General features: G+C 71.8%; 17 protein-coding genes. 8 read left to right on the top strand and 9 right to left on the bottom strand.

Going from position 1 to position 20,939, the window contains the following annotated elements; all coding sequences use genetic code 11:
* Nucleotides 1–52 precede the first annotated feature (52 nt).
* The 7 genes from ABT360_RS20810 to ABT360_RS20780 form a co-directional block, all read right to left on the bottom strand.
* Entirely contained in the window at nucleotides 53–1,204 is a 1,152-nt protein-coding gene (locus ABT360_RS20810) for an MAB_1171c family putative transporter (RefSeq protein WP_351818346.1), read from the bottom strand.
* On the bottom strand, nucleotides 1,194–1,682 hold the full coding sequence (locus tag ABT360_RS20805; RefSeq protein ID WP_351818343.1) for a hypothetical protein: 489 nt from the start codon (nucleotides 1,680–1,682) through the stop codon (nucleotides 1,194–1,196). Before ABT360_RS20805 ends, ABT360_RS20810 begins: the two co-directional genes overlap by 11 nt.
* A gap of 90 nt (nucleotides 1,683–1,772) precedes the next feature.
* On the bottom strand, nucleotides 1,773–2,279 hold the full coding sequence (locus tag ABT360_RS20800) for a helix-turn-helix transcriptional regulator (RefSeq protein WP_351818340.1): 507 nt from the start codon (nucleotides 2,277–2,279) through the stop codon (nucleotides 1,773–1,775).
* A 197-nt stretch (nucleotides 2,280–2,476) separates the two neighbouring features.
* Nucleotides 2,477–3,307, bottom strand: coding sequence for an SDR family NAD(P)-dependent oxidoreductase (locus tag ABT360_RS20795; protein ID WP_351818408.1), 831 nt, complete (start codon nucleotides 3,305–3,307; stop codon nucleotides 2,477–2,479).
* A gap of 18 nt (nucleotides 3,308–3,325) precedes the next feature.
* Nucleotides 3,326–4,390: a pyridoxal-phosphate dependent enzyme gene (locus tag ABT360_RS20790; protein WP_351818337.1), complete on the bottom strand. Its 1,065-nt coding sequence runs from the start codon at nucleotides 4,388–4,390 to the stop codon at nucleotides 3,326–3,328.
* A complete protein-coding gene (locus tag ABT360_RS20785) occupies nucleotides 4,383–5,327 on the bottom strand; it encodes a GHMP family kinase ATP-binding protein (RefSeq protein WP_351818334.1) in 945 nt (314 codons plus the stop codon). The genes ABT360_RS20790 and ABT360_RS20785 overlap by 8 nt, the downstream gene beginning before the upstream one ends.
* Entirely contained in the window at nucleotides 5,308–6,624 is a 1,317-nt protein-coding gene (locus tag ABT360_RS20780) for an aspartate aminotransferase family protein (protein WP_351818331.1), read from the bottom strand. Before ABT360_RS20780 ends, ABT360_RS20785 begins: the two co-directional genes overlap by 20 nt.
* A 596-nt stretch (nucleotides 6,625–7,220) precedes the next feature.
* Here ABT360_RS20780 and ABT360_RS20775 point away from each other — a divergent pair.
* The 8 genes from ABT360_RS20775 (at nucleotide 7,221) to ABT360_RS20740 (ending at nucleotide 16,013) form a co-directional block, all read left to right on the top strand.
* Nucleotides 7,221–8,432 (top strand): ATP-grasp domain-containing protein, encoded by a 1,212-nt coding sequence (locus tag ABT360_RS20775; RefSeq protein WP_351818328.1) that lies wholly within the window; start codon nucleotides 7,221–7,223, stop codon nucleotides 8,430–8,432.
* A 760-nt stretch (nucleotides 8,433–9,192) separates the two neighbouring features.
* Nucleotides 9,193–9,588, top strand: a complete 396-nt coding sequence (locus ABT360_RS20770; RefSeq protein WP_351818325.1) for a TOBE domain-containing protein — start codon at nucleotides 9,193–9,195, stop codon at nucleotides 9,586–9,588.
* 103 nt (nucleotides 9,589–9,691) lie between these two features.
* Complete coding sequence (modA, locus tag ABT360_RS20765) at nucleotides 9,692–10,501, top strand: molybdate ABC transporter substrate-binding protein (RefSeq protein WP_351818322.1); 810 nt, start codon at nucleotides 9,692–9,694, stop codon at nucleotides 10,499–10,501.
* A gap of 79 nt (nucleotides 10,502–10,580) precedes the next feature.
* A complete protein-coding gene (locus tag ABT360_RS20760) occupies nucleotides 10,581–12,518 on the top strand; it encodes an ABC transporter permease (protein WP_351818319.1) in 1,938 nt (645 codons plus the stop codon).
* 213 nt (nucleotides 12,519–12,731) lie between these two features.
* Nucleotides 12,732–13,460 carry a TetR-like C-terminal domain-containing protein gene (locus tag ABT360_RS20755; protein ID WP_351818316.1) on the top strand — a complete coding sequence of 243 codons (729 nt, stop codon included), beginning with the start codon at nucleotides 12,732–12,734 and terminating at the stop codon, nucleotides 13,458–13,460.
* A gap of 41 nt (nucleotides 13,461–13,501) precedes the next feature.
* Nucleotides 13,502–14,656 carry an MAB_1171c family putative transporter gene (locus ABT360_RS20750; RefSeq protein WP_351818313.1) on the top strand — a complete coding sequence of 385 codons (1,155 nt, stop codon included), beginning with the start codon at nucleotides 13,502–13,504 and terminating at the stop codon, nucleotides 14,654–14,656.
* A gap of 362 nt (nucleotides 14,657–15,018) precedes the next feature.
* The gene (locus ABT360_RS20745) at nucleotides 15,019–15,459 is read left to right on the top strand and encodes a helix-turn-helix domain-containing protein (protein ID WP_351818310.1); all 441 of its coding nucleotides are present in this window, start codon (nucleotides 15,019–15,021) and stop codon (nucleotides 15,457–15,459) included.
* Nucleotides 15,456–16,013: a toxin gene (locus ABT360_RS20740; protein ID WP_351818307.1), complete on the top strand. Its 558-nt coding sequence runs from the start codon at nucleotides 15,456–15,458 to the stop codon at nucleotides 16,011–16,013. The genes ABT360_RS20745 and ABT360_RS20740 overlap by 4 nt, the downstream gene beginning before the upstream one ends.
* Here the strand turns inward: ABT360_RS20740 and ABT360_RS20735 are convergent.
* The gene (locus ABT360_RS20735) at nucleotides 16,006–19,482 is read right to left on the bottom strand and encodes an aminotransferase class I/II-fold pyridoxal phosphate-dependent enzyme (protein ID WP_351818304.1); all 3,477 of its coding nucleotides are present in this window, start codon (nucleotides 19,480–19,482) and stop codon (nucleotides 16,006–16,008) included. The two genes, ABT360_RS20740 and ABT360_RS20735, sit on opposite strands and share 8 nt — an antisense overlap.
* Before the next feature lie 26 nt (nucleotides 19,483–19,508).
* Nucleotides 19,509–20,450, bottom strand: a complete 942-nt coding sequence (locus tag ABT360_RS20730) for an NAD-dependent epimerase/dehydratase family protein (RefSeq protein WP_351818301.1) — start codon at nucleotides 20,448–20,450, stop codon at nucleotides 19,509–19,511.
* Between the last annotated feature and the right edge of the window lie 489 nt (nucleotides 20,451–20,939).

The following is a 20,939-nucleotide window of genomic DNA, read 5'->3' as shown; positions in this document are numbered from 1 at the left end:
GAGAAAAGGGGGCTCGCCGGTGCCGGCGCGACGTGCGGCGCCCACGGCGCCGTCACACCTCGAACTGCCGCACGGCCGGTGACGCGTACGCGGTGGCCACCTGCACGAGGAAGGACGTCTCCTCGTGCAGGTCCGCGGTGCGGAAGTCGCTCGAGCTCGCCGACGGCGGCCGCGGCGGCGCGCCTTCCAGCATGGCCCGGCGAGCCTGGTGCAGGACGCACGCCAGCACGGCCGCCTCGGTGCTGACGCCCGGCGTCCGGACCGACCGCAGGTACTCCCGTGCCCGGCCGGGCACCGACGGCCGGCAGTAGGGCTGCAGGACCAGCAGGGCGTCACGGATCTCGATGAGCTTGCGGTACTCGAGCAGGCTGAACGGCCCCTGTGGCCGCAGCAGTTCCGCCAGCCGCGAGCGGCGGTGGACCAGCACCACGTGGGGGACGAGCGCCGTGAGGTCGGACCACAGCGGCCACAGCCGCCAGATGGTCGCGACGCGGCCGGCCGTCTCCCGGGCGGCGGCGATCAGCGGCACCGCGATGGCCGCCGCTCTCAGCAGCGCGTGGAGGACCATGCAGTAGGGCAGGACCGCGGCGGTCCAGTCGGCCGGAACCACCAGCCGGACGCTCTTCCCCAGCCAGAACACGCCGGCGAACGCGGTACCCATCCCGAAGAGGTACACCGTGGCCCGCGCCAGTCGGCTGTCGCTTTCGTGGCCGTAGCGCCGGCACACCACCGCGCACACGGCGTCGGCCGTCAGATGGGCGCCGATCAGGACGGTCCAGTAGGCGAGGCCGGGGACGTGGTCGTCCGGGCCGCGGATGGTGTGAGCCGAGTGCGGGGGCGCGATCCGGTCCAGCACGACCAGGGCTCCGATGGCCACGACCGTCGTGCAGTACAACGCGTGCCGGTACCTGCGGCGGCTGCCGGTCCCCGTGACCACGAAGTCCAGCACGGCGCTCGCCGAGACGACCCCGAGGAGATTCGTCGTGAGGCTCAGGCCGTGGAGCGAGTCCCCCGCCCGGCGGGCGAGAAGGCCGCTCAGCACGCTCAGCGTCATGGCCGCCGCCGCGGTCGCCACCGCCAGCCACAGCGCGCGCTGCCGGGGCACCCGGATCGTCGCGGGGGCCCGCAGCACCACAACGGTCCACAGGACGACGACCGCGAGGATCTCCAGTCGCTGCCCCACGGCGGCCCAGTCAGCGATCACGCGTCGTTCCGACTCCCAGCGCGGCTTCCAGCGTGTTCGCCGCACCGGTGGCCCCCGCCGGGTCCGCGCCACCGAAGCGGCCCTGCCAGGTGCGCAGGACGCTGGCGAACATCTCCGCCTCCTGTTCCTCCCGCGTGGTGTAGTCCGTACGGCCCAGGAGGCGCTCGATCAGACGGGGGCTCAGGTCGGACAGCAGGGCGCCAAGGCCACCGAAGTCGTCCGAGCGGACGGGGTGGTGGTCGAACAGCAGGTGACCGATCTCGTGCAGCACGATGTGCTCCTGGTGGGAGCGCGTCGTCTGCTGCTCGAAGAAGATGTGGTCGGCCGCGCTGGTGGCCAGCCACAGACCGCACACCCCGGCCGTCGCGGCGTGCAGCGGCAGCGGATGGAGGTGGAGGGGGCGGCCCCGCAGGGTCTCCAGACTCCCGCAGAGGGCGTCGAGGGAGAACGGGCGCGGCGGATCGAGCTCTTCGAGCAAAGCCTCACAGCGGCGACGGAGTTTGACGTACCTGGCCGGCATGCGGTGTGCCCCCACGTTCCTTTTCCGGCGGTGACTGCGTCGTCGTCGTCAGTGTTGTGCGCCCTGCGGCCCCGCTCCGGCCGTGCGGCCGGGTGGCGACGCGGGCTCCGTTCCGTCGGTGGGCGTCAGGCCCTGAAGCCGCCGGACCTCGTCCACCATCGTCAGCAGGGCGTCGAGGCTGGCGGGGGAAAGACCGTTCGCCCGCAGGGCCAGGTTGCGCACCTGGGCGTCACCGAGGGCGGAGGCGAGCGCCAACTGGGCGTTGACCTTCCGGGCCACACCGTCGTTGACGAAGTACTCCACCGGCACGCCGAAGAACTCGGCGAGCGCTTCCAGGTGGTCGAGCGTCACATTCGACTTCTTGCCCGTGGCCAGTTCCCACAGGTAGGTGCCGGAAATGGCCCGCCCGGTCACCTCCCGGATCTCCTGGGCCAGCTTCGTGTAGCCCGGCCGGCGCCGCTCGTCGGGGTAGACGGCCGTGATCAGGGTGGTGAGCCGCTCGTCGATCTTCCGTTCGCACGCCGGACCCGAGCGCTTGGACCGTGCTCCGCTCATGCTCGTCCGTTCCTTCCGCATGGGGAACACATCTCGTCGGACCCCTTCGCTGATGCGTACGAGTGCGAGCGCGACAACCATACAATTGCCCGCCGAGGTTGACGAGCCGTCACCGTATGCATCCCGTCACCGCACGTGTCACGCCGCCACCGCACGCGGCCCCTTCTCGCCATGCGTCTCCGTACGTCTTTCGTCCCTCACCGGCCGTCACGCGGCTCGACGCGGAAGTCGAAGGCGACCGTGCCCGGATCGACGGCCGTCACCCCACCGTCGACCGTCAGCACCGCCCCGTTGACCAGCGAGGCGGCCGGGGAGAGGAGCCAGGTGATGGCCTCCGCCACCTCGCGCGGCTCACCCGGGCGGCCCGCCGGGCAGAGACGGGTCGCCGTCTCGTAGGCCGTCTCGACGCCGTCCGCCGCGGGCCCCCCGGACCCCAGGCCGGCCTCGTCGGCGAACCGTGCCATCCGCCGGTCCGCCATGTCGGTGCGCACCCAGCTCGGGCACACGGTGTTGGCCCGCAGCCCGCGGCCGCCGTAGTCCACGGCCAGGGAGCGGCACAACTGGAGCAGGGCGGCCTTGGATGTGGCGTACGCGGCGTTGCCCATACCGTTGCGCAGCGCGGACACCGAGGCGACGGCGACGACCGAGCCCCGCGCCTGAAGCAGGTGCGGCAGCGCGGCACGGAGCAGGAGGAAGGGGCCCGTGACGTTGGTGCGCATCACGGTCTCCCAGTCCTCGACGGACAGTTCCCCGACCCCGCCGCCGCGTCCGATGCCCGCGTTGAGCACCAGCCCGTCCAGCCGGCCGTACGCGGCCACGGCGGCGTCCACCAGCCCCTGGACCGCGTCGGGGTCACCGACGTCGGCCGGATGGGCCAGGGCGCCGGTCTCCTCGGCGACGCGCTCCAGCGGTTCGGGCCGCCGCCCCGAGACGACCACGTGGTGCCCCGTCGACCGCAGCAACCGGGCGGTCGCCGCCCCGATGCCCGTCCCGCCCCCGGTGACGACGACGACACGGCGGTCCGTCACCGGCATGAGGCCCTCCTGTCATGATCGCGTGAGCCGTCCATCGTAGGCGGGCCCGTCACCGGGACACTCGTCCGGGGTCGTCGCGAACGGGCGGCGGTGCCAGTCCATGGCCGACCACGGCAGGGAGAGGTCGCCCAGGTCGTCGATCACCTTCGGTTCGAGACCGGTGACGGGCGTGACGGAGGCGTGCTTGCGGTAGACGCTGTCCATGTAGCGGTGGCCGGTGTCGGCCGCGATGAAGACGTACTGGCGGTGCGGGTTGAGCCGGGCCTCCCACGCTGCGGCCAGATAGGTGCAGCCGGACGACATCCCGGCGAACACCCCGTGCTCGCGGTACAGCGCGACGGTGGCGGCGATCGCCTGCTCGTGCGCGATCCAGTGGACCCGGTCGTACAGGGCGTGCCGCACGTTCCTGAACGGGACGGGGCTGCCGATTCCCGAGATGCTCGCCACCGGGTCCTCGACGGGGTCGCTGCCGAAGGTGACGCTCTCGAAGGGCTGTACGCCGATGAGGTCGGTGTCGCCCCGAAGGTCGCGCAGGTAGGTGGTGAGCGCCCCGGTGGAGGCGCCCGACCCCACCCCGCCGACGAGCGTCAGCGGGCCGTCGCCGCACTGCTGGTGGATGAGCCGGGCGCAGTCGCGGTAGCCCAGGTAGTGGTAGTCCTCGTGGTACTGCTGCATCCAGTGGATGTCGTCCCGCTCCGCGAGGAGCTGGTGGACGCGCGCGAGACGCACCTCGAGGTCCATCTTGTCGACCAGCGGGCCGGGCGGGATGGCCACCTGGTCCACCACGGCCCCGAGCAGTTCGAGCTGCACCACGACCGACGGGTCGACCTTGGTGGAGCAGACGATGTGGCACTTCATGCCGTACTTGTGACAGGCCAGGGCCAGCGAGGCGGCGTAGGTGCCGCTGGACGAGTCCATCAGGGTGTCACCGGGCCGGACCCGGCCGGTGCGGAGCAGGTGCTCGACGGCCGCCAGCGCCGAGTACACCTTCATGGTCTCGAACCGTGCGACGACGAGGTTGCCTTCGAGCCGGACCAGGTCCGGCAGCTTCACCGCGTCGGCGATGTGGTCATACATGTCCCCACCCCACGTGAGAGAAGTGGCACTGGTGGCCCAGACTCAGGAAGAACTCGGAGAGTTCGGCGCGCGTCCGCTGGTCGGGGCGCCGCTGGAAGAGGTATCCGACGACCGTGCCGGTGTGGGCCACGAACAGCCCGTCGGCCCCGAGCCGCGCGCGGTGGTCGAGCAGGACGTCGAAGGTCCGCTTGGGGAGGACGCCCTGGGAGAGCGTGGCGCTGCGGGTGGCGGCGGCCGCGACCGCGGCGGCGTCGTTCCGGCCGAAGGCCGTGAGGAGACCGTCGAGGCACTCCCGGTAGGCGCCGCGGTGACGGCTGTAGTGCGCCAGCAGCGCGGGACCGGCCGCCTCCGTGTCGACGGTTCCCTCCTCGGCGATGTAGCAGGCGTGCAGGCCCACCGTGGCGCCGAGCGGCCGTACGATCCTCTGGCCGGCGCTCAGGTAGAGGGCGAACTCGTCGAGGAAGACGCTGTCGGCGCGTTCTATCCGGCCGAGGATGCCGGTGACGGCGTCCTGGTCGTAGGGCAGGGCGAACAGGCGGAAGAGGCAGCGCAGGGCGGCGACGATGTCGGCGGTTGAACTGGCCATGCCCTTGCCGACGGGGAGTTCGCTGTGGAACGCCAGCCGTCCGGTCGGCATCGTCAGGCCGTAGTGGTCCAGGAACAGCTCCACGGCCCGACCGGCCTTCGGCCGCGCGTCCAGGGCGGAGCCGTCGAAGCCGGTGCCGTCCGGGCCGGCGGTGAAATGGCACCAGCTGAACTTGTCGACGGGCAGGGAGACGACGGCGATGTGAGGGACGCCCGCCTCCCAGTGCGGCCCCTGGTACAGCTCCCCCAGGGTGCCGTTGCAGACCCCGCTGCGGTACGCCGGGACCGTGCCCGGCACGGTGGTCCGCCGACCGCCCCCGGGGGTCAGCAGCTCAGGCGACGTGCGCAGCATGGCCAACCCCTTCGGAACCAGGTGCGGTTGCCTCGGTGGCCGAGATCGCGGCGGTGATGACCGCGAGGCCCCGGGCGAGATCCTCCTCATCGATGGTGAGCGGCGGCAGTACACGCAGGACCTCGTCGGCCCGGCCGCAGCGCTCCACCACCAAGCCGTCCTGGAAGCACCGCTGCTGGATACGCCGGGCACGCTCGGGGTCGCCCGTGTCGACCCCGGCGACCAGGCCCCGGCCGCGCACCGGCAGGCCGTGCTCGGCGGTGACCCGGGCGGCGAACCGTGCGAGGGTGCCCGCGTTCGCGGTCAGCCGCTCCAGGAAGTCCGGGTCGCTCCAGTGGCCGAGGGCGGCCGTGGCCGTCACGAACGCCAGTTGGTTGCCGCGGAAGGTCCCGCTGTGCTCGCCGGGAGCCCAGACGTCCAGCTCGGGGGCGATGAGCAGCAGCGCCATGGGAAGTCCGTAACCACTGATGGACTTCGACAGGGTGACGAGGTCCGGGGTGATGCCGGCCTCTTCGAAGCTGAAGAACTCCCCGGTGCGCCCGCAACCGGCGAAGATGTCGTCCACGATCAGCACGATCCCGTGGCGACGCGTGAAGTCCCTGAGGCCGCGGAGGAATTCCGGTGGCGCGCAGTAGACACCGCCGTCGGACTGGACGGTCTCCAGGATGACGGCCGCCGGCGGCGGGTTGCCGCTGGCGCTGTCCGCGACCATCCGCTCCAGGTACGCCAGCGTGTCGAAGCTTCCGGTCGGGCCCTCCGGGTACGGCACGAAGACGGTGCCGTGCGGGTCCAGGCCCAGCGATGCGCGGACCTCCAGATTCCCGGTCACGGCCAGCGACCCGGCGGAGACACCGTGGAAGCCCCCGTAGAACGAGACCGTGCCGCGGCGGCCGGTGGCCTTGCGTGCGAGCTTGAGGGCCGCTTCCACCGCATTGGTGCCGGTCGGCCCGCAGAACTGCACACGGTGGTCCAGGCCGCGGGGGGCGAGGACCGTGTCATGCAGGGCGTCCAGGAACTCCCTCTTCGCGACCGTTAAGAGGTCCAGCCCGTGGGTCAGGCCGTCCGCCGCGATGTGGTCGAGCAGGCGCGCCTTGAGGGCGGGCGGGTTGTGACCGTAGTTGAGGGCTCCTGATCCGCAGAAGAAGTCCAGGTACTCCCGGCCGTCCTCGTCGTAGAGGAAGGACCCGCGACCCCGGGCGAAGACGGCGGGGAACTTGCGGGAGTAGCTGCGTACCTCCGACTCCCGTGGGTGGGAGGTCTTCTCCTGGGGCGGTCGGGGTGTCGTCGTGGTGCGCATCCGGTACTCCTTCGGCCTGTCCTGGCCCGGACTGGCGGGGCGGTGGTGGAGGTGTGGGTGCCTTGGAGGCGTGGCGGCGCCGTGTCGAGGACGTCCCGGGCGGAAGGCCGGGGGCGGTCCCGCATGCGATGGGGCGGAGCCTCGGACGGCAAGGTTCGCGATCGCGATTTTTCCTGGCTCCGGTGGGAGGCGCCCCGACACGGCAGGGGCGCGGGCCACCAGTGCGGCGGCCGCCCGCCCGACGGACGCGGACCGGAGTCCGGGGCGCACACGAAAACCTCGAAGACGGTGCCCGAAGCAGGCCGCCACGAAAGCACCCCGGCCAAGCGACTGTCAACGAGTTGGATCAGCGAGGGGTCTGGGACGAAGGTTCCGCTTCAGCCATGGCTCCCGCTCTGGCCTGCGTATTCAACCGTCCTGAAGATGTTCCGGAAGACCGTCCGCAACCGCCGGCGCGGCCGCGGCACCCTGCAACAACATCCCCCACAGCTTCCTGCGTTGCAGCTTCCTGCCCCCGGACAGCCCTTCAGCTCCGGTCCGTCGACGGAACACACTGGCCGCACTCCCCAGCCCGGCCAACGATCGGAGATACCGGCGTGCACGTCGCAGCTCTCGAATGGCTCACCTTCGGCCTCGCCAGGATGACCGAGGCCGCCCACCGGCGCGGCCTGACACTCCACCTGCTGACCGCCGACCGCACCGAATACGCCTCCGAGCTGCGCCGCATCCCCCCGGGGCACCTCGTCGTCCACGACGTCGACACCTCGGACGCCACACGCGTGGCCAAGCAACTGCGTACGATCCACGGCCTGGCCGGGCTCATCAGCACCACCGACGTGGGCAGTCGGGTGGCCCTGGAGGTCGCGGCCGAGCTGGGGCTGCCCTCCCAGAACGCCGACGCCGTACGGCTCGCGCGGGACAAGGCCGCGCTGCGCCGCCACCTGCACGGCGCCGGCCTGTCGCGCGCCTCCCAGGTGACCGTCGACCCGTTCGCCCCGGATGCCGCGGCCGTGAGCGGCACCCTGAGCTACCCGGCCGTACTGAAGGACGTGTCCGGCACCGGGAGCGAGGGCGTGTGGATCGCCTACGGCCCCGACGACGTCCCCGGCATCCTCGGCGCCGCCCGCAACGGCCGCCTCAGGGGCGGCGCCCTCACCGCCGAGCCGTACTTCACCGGGCCGCTCTACAGCGCCGAAACCCTGAGCTGGGACGGTGAGACACGACTCCTGGGAGTCAGCAGCCGGCTGCTGTCCCCCCTGCCGTACTTCCGCGAGGAGGGTGAGGCGTTCCCCGTCGCCCTTCCCGCACCGCGTCGGGAGGAGCTGAGCGCCTGGGTGTCGGCCGTCCTGGACGGGATCGGCCACCGCGGCTTCTCCCACACCGAGTTCATCGTCACCGACGACGGGTTCGAGATCGTCGAGATCAACCCCCGCATGGGCGGCGGGCTGATCGGCGAACTGCTCTGCGGGGCCTTCGACGCCGACATCCACGCCGCGTTCGTCGACATGGCCCTCGGCAACCGGCCCGCGCTGTTCGACGCCCCGCTGGTCCCGGTGCGCGGCATGTCGGAGGTCCACCTCATCGCCGACCGCACCGGAGTGTTCGACGGCTTCGAAGGAGAGCACCTCCTGACCGGCCACCCCGGCTCGCCCCGGCTCCACTCGGCGCGCGTCCCCGGGCAAACCGTCGACTCGATCACCGACTGGCGTGGCAGCGTCGGGTCCGTGCTGGCGGAAGGGGACACGGCGGAACTCGCCATGCACAACGCGGCGGCGGCAGCCCGGCTCGTACGCCCTCGCATCATCTGACTCCGCCTCGGCCGTTTCCCCCCACGCGGCCGAGGCGGGCACCCCCGTTCCCGGAGGGCGCCTCTCACCGGCGGCGGCATCCCGCGCCTCACCCATGTGTGCGGGCGATCGCGGCCGGCGACCGCCCGATGCTCCCGTCAACGACCCGGCTGCGGAGGGTCGCGTCGCCACCTTCGCCTCGTTCCTGCGACGCCGACCGCGGAAGGGACACAGCAGCCACAGGATGTGCGAGGTGAGGTCGTCGGGACCGCGCACGGTCACGTCTTCCGAGCCGTCCTCGGCGACCCGCAGCGCGGTGCGGGCCTGGGCGAGCGCGGCGCGCGGTCCCCGGTGTGGCCGGCGCAGAGCCGGCACCGATGGAGACGCGGCCCGTGGGGCCGAGCCGGCGTGCGAGCACCGCACCCCGGCCATCCCGGCCGATTACCTCGAGTCGGCGGACCCTAACGCTCCGTACGGACGCGTGGCACAGGAGAGGCCCCGACCAACAAGACGCCGGTACGCCCCGAGCACCTCACCGGCACCCCGTGCAGCCCTCCGGGCGGTGCGTGCCTCCCGGTGCACCGCCCGGGATCACCCACCGCGAGGCGTCCAACACCCCGTTGCGTCACGCCGTGTGCCCCGTCGTCCCCCTCCTCGGGCAGTTGCTGCGGAAGGTCGGGGGCCGCGTCAATGGGAGCTTCCTCCTACCCATCGGCATCTGCCGTGGGTAAACGTATAGAAGCATTGCAAATGCCAGCCTTATCGCTCTAGCGTGGCGCTTATGCAGTCCTACACCATTGGACAGGCGGCACGTCTGCTCGGCGTCAGCCCCGACACCGCGCGCCGCTGGGCGGATGCCGGCCGGGTCGCGACCCATCGCGACGAAGCGGGTCGCCGCCTCATCGACGGCCGGGATCTGGCCGCCTTCTCCATCGAGGTCTCCCAGGGGGGCGGCGGCGAGGAGGACGGCTCGTACACCACGGCCCGCAACGCCTTTCCCGGCATCGTCACCGCCGTCAAGCTCGGTGACGTCGCGGCCCAGGTCGAGATCCAGGCGGGACCCCACCGGATCGTCTCGCTCCTGACCCGGGAGGCCGTGGAGGAGCTGGGTCTCGAAGTCGGCATGCAGGCCACCGCCCGCGTGAAGTCGACCAGCGTGCACATCGACCGCGCCTGAACCCGGCCTCAGGCACACAAGCGGCGTCGCCGTCACCGGCGCGGCTCACCACCGTCCGCTCGGACGCATCCAGCCGACCTGTCCCCAAGGGAGCACCACCGTCATGGCCCTGAACCCCACGAGACGCCGCTCCGCCGCCGCAGTCCTGACGGCCGCCCTTCTCGTTCCGCTCGCCGCCTGCGGCAATGACGGCTCCGACCAGGGAGGGGAGGCCAGGAAGCGCAAGGGCGCGGCCGCCGGAGCTCCCCCGGCCGATCTGACGGTCCTGGCGGCCGCCTCGCTGACCGACGTCTTCAAGGCCGCCGGCGCGGCGTACGAGAAGGAGAACCCGGGCACGAGGATCACCTTCTCCTTCGCCGGGTCGCAGGAGCTGATCGCCCAGGTCAGGCAGGGAGCTCCCGCGGACGCCCTGGTCACCGCCGACACCAGGAGCATGGACAGCGTGAGGGCGGAGACCGGCACCCCGGCCGTCATCGCCAGGAACCGCCTCGTCATCGCCACCACCGAGGGCAATCCGCGTGCGGTCGACGAGCTCAAGGACCTCGGCGACCCGAAGCTGAAGGTCGTCCTCGCCGCCCCCGAGGTGCCGGCCGGCAAGTACAGCAGGAAGATCCTCGACGCCCAGAAGATCGCGGTGAAGCCGGTCTCCCAGGAGCCCAACGTCAGGGCCGTGCTGAGCAAGGTCGAGCTCGGCGAGGCCGACGCCGGACTCGTCTACAAGACCGACGCCGCCGGCGCGCCCGACAAGGTCGACGCCGTCGACATCCCCGACGCGCAGAACGCCGTCGCCCAGTACCCGGCCGCCACGCTGAAGCAGTCCAGGAACACCGAGGCCGCCGCCGCCTTCGTGGCCTGGCTGTCCTCGCCAAAGGCCCAGAAGATCCTTCAGGACGCCGGATTCCAGAAGCCGTGATCAGTGAGTGGCTGCCCTTCCGGCGGATGGGCGGCCCCGTCGTTCGAGTTCACCGCTCCATATGCCCGAGGATTTCTTGATGAAGCTCAGCCGCAGCCGTGAGCCGGGACCTCGCACCCCCGTCACGCTGGCCGTCCCCGCACTGCTGGCGGTCGCCTTCCTGCTGCTGCCGCTGCTCGGGATCCTCGCCCGCACCCCCTGGGGAGAACTCGCCGGCCACCTCACGACGCCCGGCACCGTCGAGGCCTTCCGGCTCTCCCTCGTGGTCGCGTGCTGGGCGCTCGGCCTGTCCCTGGTCCTGGGCGTACCGCTGGCGTGGCTGCTGGCCCGGGTGCGCTTTCCCGGCAAGGCGTTCGTACGTTCCCTCGTGCTGCTGCCGATGGTGCTGCCGCCGACGGTCGGGGGTGTGGCGCTGCTGCTCGGGTTCGGGCGCCGAGGGCTGCTCGGGCCGTGGCTGGAGGACACTTTCGGCATCACCCTGCCGTTCCACACCTCCGGCGCCGTCCTCGCCGCGACATTCGTGGCCATGCCGTTCCTCGTCATCAGCCTGGAAGGCGCGCTGGCCGGACTGCGTCCCCGTTACGAGGAGACCGCCGCCTCCCTGGGTGCTTCTCCGGTACGGGTGTTCTTCACCGTCACCATGCCGATGGTGGCACCCGGGCTCATCGCCGGTGCCGCCCTCACGTGGGCGAGGGCGCTGGGCGAGTTCGGCGCCACCATCACCTTCGCCGGCAACCTTCCCGGCACCACCCAGACCCTGCCGCTCCAGGTGTATCTGCTGCTCCAGGAACAGCCGGAAGCCGCCACGTCGGTGTCGCTGCTGCTGCTCGCCATCGCCATGCTGGTCCTCGTCGCGCTGCGGGGCCGCTGGACGGGCACGCCCACCGCCCCCCGCTCCCCCGAGCCCGGCCCCCAGGTGGACCGGGCCGCCCCGGACGGGGTGCCCGGCCTCGCCGCGTCGCCGCCCGCCACCTCACCGGAGCGCTGGTCCCTGCACGCCGACGTGACCGGCTTCAACCAGTTGGCCCTGGCCGCCGAACCGGGCACCACCATTGCCGTCGTGGGTCCCAACGGCGCCGGCAAGACGACCCTCCTGCGGGCCCTCCTCGGACTCACCCCACGCGCCCACGCCGAGCTGCGGCTCGGCAACACCGACGTCACCGCCCTGCCCCCGCACCGCCGGGGCGTCGCCTGGGTCCCGCAGGACGGCGCGCTCTTCCCCCGTATGAGCGCCCTGGCCAACACCGCGTACGGGCTGCGGGCCCAGCGCGTTCCTCGGGCGGAGGCCCGCCGCGCCGCCCAGGAGTGGCTCGACCGGCTCGGTGTGGGGCACCTGGCCCACCGCAAGCCCGCGCAGCTCTCCGGCGGCCAGGCCCAGCGCGTCGCCCTCGCCCGCGCGCTCGCCGCGCGCCCCAGGCTCCTGCTGCTGGACGAACCGCTGGCGGCACTCGACCAGACGACCCGCGCGCACGTACGCCACACCCTGCGCACCCACCTGGGCGCCTTCGGCGGCGTCTGCCTGATCGTCACGCACGACCCCGTCGAAGCGGTCGCGCTCGCCGACCGGGTCCTCGTCCTCCACGAGGGTCGCGCCATCCAGGACGCACCGCCCGCGGACGTCTCCCGGCACCCCCGCTCCCCCTGGGTCGCGCGCATGCTCGGCCGCAACGCCTGGCCCGGTACCGCGACCGCAGAAGGGATCCGGCTCGCCGATGGCGGCACGCTGACCGTCGCCGAGCCGCTCCCCGAGGGCGTCGACGCCCTCGCGATCTTCGCGCCCGAAGCGGTCGCCCTGCACCGCGAGAAGCCGACCGGGAGCCCTCGCAACGTGTGGCCCGGTACGGTCCGGGAGATCACCGCCGCGGGAAGCCGACTGCGTGTCCTCGTCACCTCCGGACAGGCGCCGGACCTCGTCGCCGAGATCACCCCGGAGGCCGCCGCCGAACTCGGCCTCGCGGACGGAACTCCCGTCTGGACCAGCGTCAAGGCGACCGAGACGACCCTGGTCGCCCTCTGAACCGGACGGCGTGCCCGCGCACGCACCAGGCGCTCCCCCGGACTCGTCGCCTCCGAAGTCCGAACCCGCGGCGGTGCCCCGCCCGGACCGCGGTTCGGCGACCGCGCCGCGCCTGCCACCGGGTTCGGCGGCCGGCGGTCGGCGAGGTGCCGACTGATGGGCGGTGGCCTGATTGCACCGCCGACCGTTGTAGCTGACAGGTACGGTTTGGCCATGGATGTTTCCGGAATGAACTCCGCCGATGAGAACGCCGGGCGCTCGGCGGCCGTCAAGGCCACCGCTCGCCAACTGCTGGTGAAACTGGGCGCCGGAGGGCTGACCCCGGACGCCGTCGCCCAGGCCGGCGGACTGGCCGTCACGGACGTGGAGGCCGTCTTCCCGCATCGGGACGACCTGCTCACCGCGTTGGTCATCGACGCGTACAACGAGTCGGGCGCCGCCATGGAGCAGGCCGATCAGGCGGCCAGGGACGGTGGCGCGTCGGCGGGCGCGCGGCTCCTCGCGGTCACCCGCGCGCTGCGCCAGTGGTCCTTCGACAACACCGCCGAGTTCACGCTGATCTACGGCTCCCCCATTCCGGACTACCACGCCCCGCAGGACACGGTCCCGCCCGCCTCGCGCACCCCCGCGGTGCTGGCCGGCATCGTGCGATCGGCCTTGGAAGCCGGTGAACTGACCGCGCCGCGGCGGGCGGTGGCCGGGCCGCCGCTGCTCCTGCCGGAGGCCGTGGAGCTCTTCGGCGGCGTGCCCGAGGCTCCGTTCTCGGACATCATCGAGCGCGGCATCGTGCTGTGGAGCAGCCTCATCGGGCTCCTGGTGTTCCAGGTCTTCAGCCGTACCCACGACAGCGTCCGGGACGAGTCCGCGTTCTTCGACTTCGCCATCGCCGTGGCCGCCGAAGGAATCGGTCTCGTGGTCCCCTTGGGCGAAACCACCGACTGACCGTTCGCCGCGATGCGCGGCGCCCGCGGGGAACCAGGTTCGTGAACAGCATCAGAACGCTCTGCTTCGTCATTGCGGCGCTCTCGTCGTATGCCGCGCTCGTCTACCGGCTGTGCCAGGTGAGGCGCAGTTGGAGGGAGAACGCCTACCGCACACTCGTCATCACGCTGCTGCTCCAGTGCCTCACCTTCACGATGGGTGCCGTCGCCATGGGGAGCGGCAGCTTCCTCGGCGTCGGCAATCTCGCCATCCTTCTGATGCACCTGTCGGCGGTCGCCTTCTGCGTCAGCGCGCAGATCATCCTGCTGCGCTGGGCGGCGGCCGAGGAGGAGGCGGCACGGAAGTCCCGCTACTGGCTGGTCACCGGCATCGTCCTCGACGCGCTTCTGACGGCGCTCTTCTTCGTCGCGGACGGCCCCGGCCGGCCGGCTTCGGACTTCGACACCGGCAGCGGACAGCCGCTGGTCCTCACCTACCTGCTGCTGTTCATCGTCTCGCAGGCGGTCCCCTGCGTCACGATCTTCCGCCAGTGCGGCCCCTACGCCCGTATGACCGACAAGGCCTCACTGCGCCAGGCCCTGCGGCTGCTCTCCGTCGCCGCGGTGATCCTCTTCCTGTACTGCGTGGCCAGAACGGTCAACATCCTCACCGCCGCGTCCGGGATCGACATCGGTCTGTGGAAGCTCGCCTCCAACGTCTTCAGCGCGGTGGGGATCGTCACCCTGTCGCTCAGCCTGACCATGTCCTCCTGGTCGACCCGGGCCGCCAAACTCCTGGGCTGGGCGCGCAGTTACCGCTCGTACCGCGCTCTGTACCCGCTCTGGCGGGACCTGTACGAGTCCTCCCCGGACATCGTCCTGGAGCCGCCCGGAGCTTCCGTCTCCGACCTCGACTACCGCCTCCACCGCCGGGTCGTCGAAATACGCGACGGGTGGCGGGACTTGCGTCCGTACATCGACCGCACGGCCAACGGCGCCGGCGCGGTGGGGCCCAGCATGAGCGGGGAGTCCCTGCAGGCGTACACCGAAGCGGCACAGATCAGGCAGGCCCTTCGCGCCAAGCGCGCCGGGACCATCCCGGACGACAACAAGGACGCCGGCGACTTCGATGATCGTGATACGGACAACTTCACCGCGGAAGTCGCCTGGCTGACCAAGGTCGCGTCCGCCTACCGTAAGCTCGGCAGAGCTGGTTGAGAGCTCCCGCCCGGTCTGGTCCCCCGTCAGACCGGGCGGGTTTTTCTTCCCCCGCGATTCCCCCGTGGTTCCCCCGCGACTCCCCCGTACTTCCCCCGTTCTTTCCCCGTGGTTCCCCCGCTCTCCGTCGGGCCGGACGGAGTGTGTTCCGCCCGGCCCCGGTCCGGTCCGTCCTCCGAGGGCCGGACCTGCCGACATGACCGCCGACCAACTCGGCCACCCCCGTGAACCAAGTTAGCTGGCAGCTATCGGCGAGCTCCAACGGTGGCGGAGTCCCGGCCAATTGTCAACTGACTGCTAATCTGCGAAACTGACGATTAGCCAAGGGCTAAGCCGAGGAGGTGCCGGGAGGGAGATTCGCAATGTCCGAGACTGATGACCGGCCCGTGCTGGCAGTGCGTCTGGACGACCTCTTCAAGACGGTTCGTCCGAAGGGCAAGCACTGGACCAACGCCGAAGTGGCGGAGGAACTGAAGCGGGCCAACCCCGAACTGCGGGTCGGTGGTGTGTATCTGTCGCAGTTGCGGACGGGCAAGCGCTCCAATCCCTCACCGGACCTGCTGGCCGCGCTGGCGCGCTTCTTCGGCGTGTCGGTGGCCTACTTTTTCGACGACGACGTCGCCGAGTCCGTACTGAGCCAGGTCGCCGCCGTCGAGGCGCTGCGGCAGGCGGGGGTCCGTTCGGTGGCGATGCGGGCCGCCGGGATGAAGAAGGAGAACCTCCAGGCCATCACGGCCATCATGGACCAGTACCGGCAGATGCAGGGGCTTCCGCCCGTCACCGACCCCGCGGAGACCGAGTGAGGGCCGGACGGAAGGGGCGGTCGGCCGACCAGGACCGCCGCAGTCAGATCAAGAGGCTCCGCAAGGCCGGCGCTCAGCGCATCGCCGATCTCGACCTGCCGCAGGTGGCGGATGTCGCCGAGCTCTGCCGCCACCTCAGCGAGGTCCGCGGCCGCCCGATCACGCTGGTGCCGATGCAGATGCCCGCTTCGCATCCGTGCGGGATGTGGGTCGCCGCCCGCGACGAAGACCTGATCTTCTACGACGCCAACACCACCAGCGCGCATCAGGAGCACATCATCTTGCACGAGCTGGGCCACATCATCTGCTGCCATCGCGGGGCGGGTTGGCTGGACGAGGCGAGCGCTCGCCTCCTCTTCCCCAACCTCGACCCCGACCTCGTGCGTGACATGCTCCTGCGCGCGACCTACGACGACGTTCAGGAGCAGGAGGCGGAGATCATCGCCTATCTGCTCTCCCAACGGGTGGGCAGCACCGGGGAACGGCATGACGCACCCTCGGCCGGGTCCGGAGACAGCGCCACGCTCAGCCGGATAGAACGCACCCTCATCTGACGTGGGCCGCGTCCTGCGTGGCGGATGCCACCTCCTCGGCCAGGATCGACACGGCCCGTCGGATGTCGTCCTCGCGGTGTTCGCTGGTGACGAAGAACCGCAGCCTCGTGAGTCCCTCCTCCACGGCGGGGTGCAGGATCGGATCAGCGACGACCCCCCGGTCGAACAGCCGGTCCGCGACGCGCAGGGTCCTCGCCGAGTCGCCGAGGAGACACGGCACGATCGGAGTGTGGGCACTGGAGCCCGTCGCCAGACCGGCGGAGCCGGCCAGCCCCAGGAAGAGCTCCGCGTTCCGGCGCAGGGCCCGCACCCGGTGCGGTTCCGCGACGATCAGCTCCGTGGCGGCCAGCGCCGCGGCCGCGTTGGCCGGGGTCAGGCCGACGCTGTAGACGAAGCCCGGCAGCGTGTGCCGCAGCCACCGCACCATCCGGGCCGAGCCGCCCAGGTAACCGCCGCAGCCGGCGAAGGCCTTGGACAGGGTGCCCATCCACAGGTCCACGTCGCACCGGTCCACACCGAAGAACTCCCCCACGCCGCGGCCACGTTCGCCCACGGTCCCGATGCTGTGCGCCTCGTCGACCATCAGCAGGGCGCCGTAGCGCTTCTTCAGCTCGATCACGGCGGGCAGGTCGACCAGGTCGCCGTCCATGCTGTACGCGCCCTCGACGGCGATCAGCACCCGCCTGAACCGGGACCGGTTGAGCCGCAGCATGTGTTCCAGCCGGCCGACGTCGTTGTGGGCGAACGGGCGCCGCGCCGCGCCGGACAGGGCGCAGCCCTGGAGGATGCTGTCGTGGGCGAGCGCGTCGTGCACGACCAGGTCCCCCGCGCCGACGAGGTGCCCTATCGCGGTGACATTGGTGGCGTGGCCGCTCACCAGTGCCACGCAGTCGTCCACGCCGAGGAAGTCGGCGAGCGCCCGCTCCAGCCGTACGGTCAGGTCCCGTTCGCCGGAGAGCGCCCGGCTCGCGGAGACCGAGGTGCCGTACCGCTCCACCGCCTGCTGAGCGGCCTCGTTGACCGTGGGGTGGCCGGAGAGACCCAGGTAGTTGTAGCTGCCGAAGGACAGGTACGTCCGGTCGCCTATCACGGTCGTGTCGCGGATGGTGCCCTGGTGGACCCGGAAGTACGGGAAGTCCGCACCGCTGCCGGTGATGGCGCTCAGGCGCTCCTCGAACTGCCGCACCTCCGGGAAGTCGTCGACGCACCCGGTCGTGGGGTCCCAGTCCGTCCGTGTCTCCGCGGGGAGCGGCTCAGCGGGCGCCGCCGGCTCCGTGAGCTGCGGATCGGCCGGCGTGACCAGCTCGATCAGCCGCTCGACGGTGAGGTCGGGGGCGTACATCTCCTCGGTGCGGAACCCCGGTACCCGCTTGCCGATGTTGCCTTCCAGCTCGTGCAGCATCAGGGAGTCGAAGCCGAGGTCGGTCACCAGAGCCATCCGCTCGCTCAGGTCGGAGAGGGGGAAGACCCCGACCCGCGCAACCTCTTCGAGCACGAGGGAGGCGGCGGAGGCACCACCTGCGCCACCGGTCCGCACCTCCCCGCGCGCCGTCTCGGGAGCCGCCCCGGGAGCCGCCCCGGGTACGTCCTTCGCCGGCTCGCGTGCCGACTCGTCGACCACCCAGTGGCGGCGCGGGGCGAGCGGACTCGGTGGCAGGGTGGTCGGGGGTATGCGCTCCGTCACCGGAAGAAGCCCCGAGCCGGTGACCGCGCGCTCCGCGAGCCGGGCCAGCGCGGCCGCGCGTGCCTCGGCGGGCAGCGACCCCGGAGCCGGCAGGGCGACGACCTCCGGCGGTGCACCGGGGGGCACCGTCCCGGCCACCTGTCCCGGCCCGAGGTCGCCGGTGCGGCCGGCCGCCATGGCCCGGGCCGCCGCGGTGAGCTTGGTGACGGCGTCGGCCACGTCCTCCGCGACCAGTGCGAGGCGCTCCGGGAAGGGAGCCCGGCGGGCCAGGGTGCTCGCCACCCCGGCCAGCGGCGGCCGGTCGTCGGCGATGGTGGACGCCAGTTCCCCGGCGTACCGGGCCAGCCCGGCGCGGTCGCGGGCGCTGAGGAGCAGGAGCTGCGGTTCCCCGTCCGGGGCCGGGCGGGCCGGTGCGGTGCCGCACTCCTCCAGCACCAGGTGGACACCGGTGCCGCCGAAGCCGAAGGCGCTCACCCCCGCGCGGCGCGGCCGCCCCGTCCCCGGCCAGCGGGTCGGCGTGGTCGGGACGGTCAGCCGCGCGGCCTCGAGTCCGGAACGGTCGGCCAGGCCGAACTCCGGCTGCGGCGGAATCACACCTCGGTGCACGGCCAGGACGGTCTTGATGAGTCCGGCTATGCCCGCGGCGTTGAGCGAGTGCCCGACCACCGCCTTCACCGCTCCGAGGAAGGCCGGTGCGCCCCGCTCACCGCGCAGTTCGCGCAGGACGCCGACCTCGACGGGGTCGCCGACCGTCGTACCGGTGCCGTGCGCCTCCAGGTAACCCACCGTGTCGGGAGTCAGCCCCGCGTCCCGGTAGGCCCGGCGCAGCGCGCGGAGCTGACCGGCCGCCTGGGGGTGCATGCCGCCCTGCACGGTTCCGTCGTTGGCCGTTCCCACACCGCGGATCACGGCGTAGACCCGATCGCCGGCTGCCAGCGCGTCGGCCAGTGGCCGCAGCACCAGGATCCCGGCACCCTCCCCCAGGACGAAGCCGTCGGCCTCGGCGCCGAACGGCAGGCACCTGCCGCTGCCCGAGATGGCGCCGATCCGGCTGAGCCCCACCAGCAGGTCCGGGGTGAGCTGTAGTTGGGCGCCCCCCGCGAGAGCGATACGGCACCGGCCGGCGCGCAGGGCGAACACGGCGTTGGCCACGGCCATGAGCCCACCGGAACACGCCGAGTCCAGCGCGTAGCTCTCTCCGTGCAGATCGAAGACCGAACTGATCGTGTTCGGTCCCATGTTGAGCAGGAGCCCGGCGACGGACGTGCCGTGCAGCCCCGGGACCGCGCGGACCGTCTCCGCCCACCGGGGGTCGGTCGGCCGTGCGCCGAACTCACCGCCGGCCAGCTGTCGCATCCGGATCTGCAGGGTGCTGATCTCGCGATAGCCCCCCTCGGTGAGCGAGGTGATCACCGAGGTCTCCTCGCGGTCGAAGCCCTCGGCCTCCCATCCGGCGTCCTGGATCGCCTCCCGGGCGAGGTCGATCAGCAACCGGGCCTGTGGATCCATCGCGGCGGCCCGCCGCGGCGGGATGCCGTAGTGCGCGGCGTCGAAATGGCCCACGTCCGGCAGCAGCGCCATGGTGTCCGTACGGATCGAGGACGGATCGCGGAAGTTGTCGCCAAGGAACGCTGCGGCGCGCCATCGGGAGTCCGGGACGGTGGAGAACTGCGCCTGCGGAGCCGTGAGGAGGCGCCAGTACTGGTTCAGGTTCGGTGCGCCCGGGAACCGGCAGGACATCCCGACGATCGCGATGTCGTCACGTCGCACTTCGGCTGAACCCATGAGGGAATCTCTTCCTGTCACTGATGTCATCGGGCGGCGGCCGGTCGCCCGCGCCACCAGTCCACCGTCGCCCCGACCTGTTCGTCGAGGGGGGTGGCCCGGACCGCGAACGCGGCTTCGTACGCGCTCGAATCGACGATGAACGGACGGTCGAACTGGTAGCGGATCTCCTTGAGTTCCCGGATCAGCGGGGAGAAGACGGAGGCGAGCCCCAGCGCCGCCGACGGCAGCCTCCGCACCGCGACCGGTCCCGTGCCCGCCTCCGCGGCGAGGCGGTCGACCATCTCCCGGGTGGACGAAGCGGGCTCCGTCGGGACGTGCCAGGCCCGCCCCCAGGCCCGTTCCTCGCCGGCGACCTCGACCAGGGCCCTGGCCACGTCGGGGAGGTAGGTCCAGCTGTGCGGGACGTCGGGGTCACCGAGCGTGGAGACCGGCTTGCCGCGCAGCAGCCGTGGGACGACCCGTCCGGCCAGGTGCCCGCCGTCGGTGACCCCTGGCCCGAAGAAGTCCGAGGCCCGCACCTCGACCGCCTTGATGCGCCCCTGCTCGTGCAGTTTCCGCGCCTGCTCCCACGTGGCGGCACGTACGCGCCCCTTGGGGCCGGTCGCCGCGAGTGGCAGGTCTTCGGTCATGGGGCGGTCGACCGGGCCGTATCCGTAGAGGTTGCCCAGCATGACCAGGACGGCCCCGGTCGCCTCCGCCGCCGTGCAGATCGACGAGGCCAGCGGCGGCCATTCGGTGGTCCAGCGGTGGTAGGGGGGCGCCGCGCAGCTGTGGATGACGGCCGCGCCCTGCGCGGCCTCGGTCAGTCGTTCGCTGTCCGACGCGTCCAGGGCGACATGGTCGATGCCCGGCTCCGGGCTTCTGCCCGACCTGGTGACGACGCGTACGGAATGACCCTGTTCGGCCAGCAGCCGGGCGGTGGCCGCACCGGCGGGCCCGTAACCTATGACGACATGAAGGTTCACGCACGCACGTTAGCGCGAATAACTTTCTGATCTTGTGTCAGGGATGCCCCGGCCGGCCCTGGCACGACGGCTTCCGGGGCCGCCGTGCCAGGGGGACCGCCGGGCCCGCCCGAAGCCCGCGTCCGTCGGTACGCCCGCGAAAGCGGCCTTCTGGAGGCGATCGCCTCGTGGGCGTGTCCGTCGGGGCCGGCGACCGTGCCGTGCGCCCCGGCCGGACTCGCAGGCGCGCCGCAGTCGCCCCCGCGAGACGGTCTGCACCAGCCCGAGCGTCCAGCGCGGCCGGGAACGGCACGGCGTTCTGGATGGCTTCCTTACACCCCAAGTGCCGTGTGGCAGAAGTGGCGTGAGTGTGCGCGAGGGGGGCGCAGGGTAGTGCACCAGATCTCGGCATGGTCACAAGCTGAACGATCTCCGCCATGGCCATAAGGTGTGCCTTACCTAAGTTGTATGGTGGCGTCGTCGAACCGGCAACGGGGAAGGAATGTGGTG

Origin of the sequence: Streptomyces sp. NPDC000229 (assembly GCF_040300825.1) — a bacterium.
GTDB lineage: Bacteria > Actinomycetota > Actinomycetes > Streptomycetales > Streptomycetaceae > Streptomyces.
Note: the sequence above shows the minus strand (reverse complement) of the source record. Positions and strands in the feature narration are given on the sequence as shown.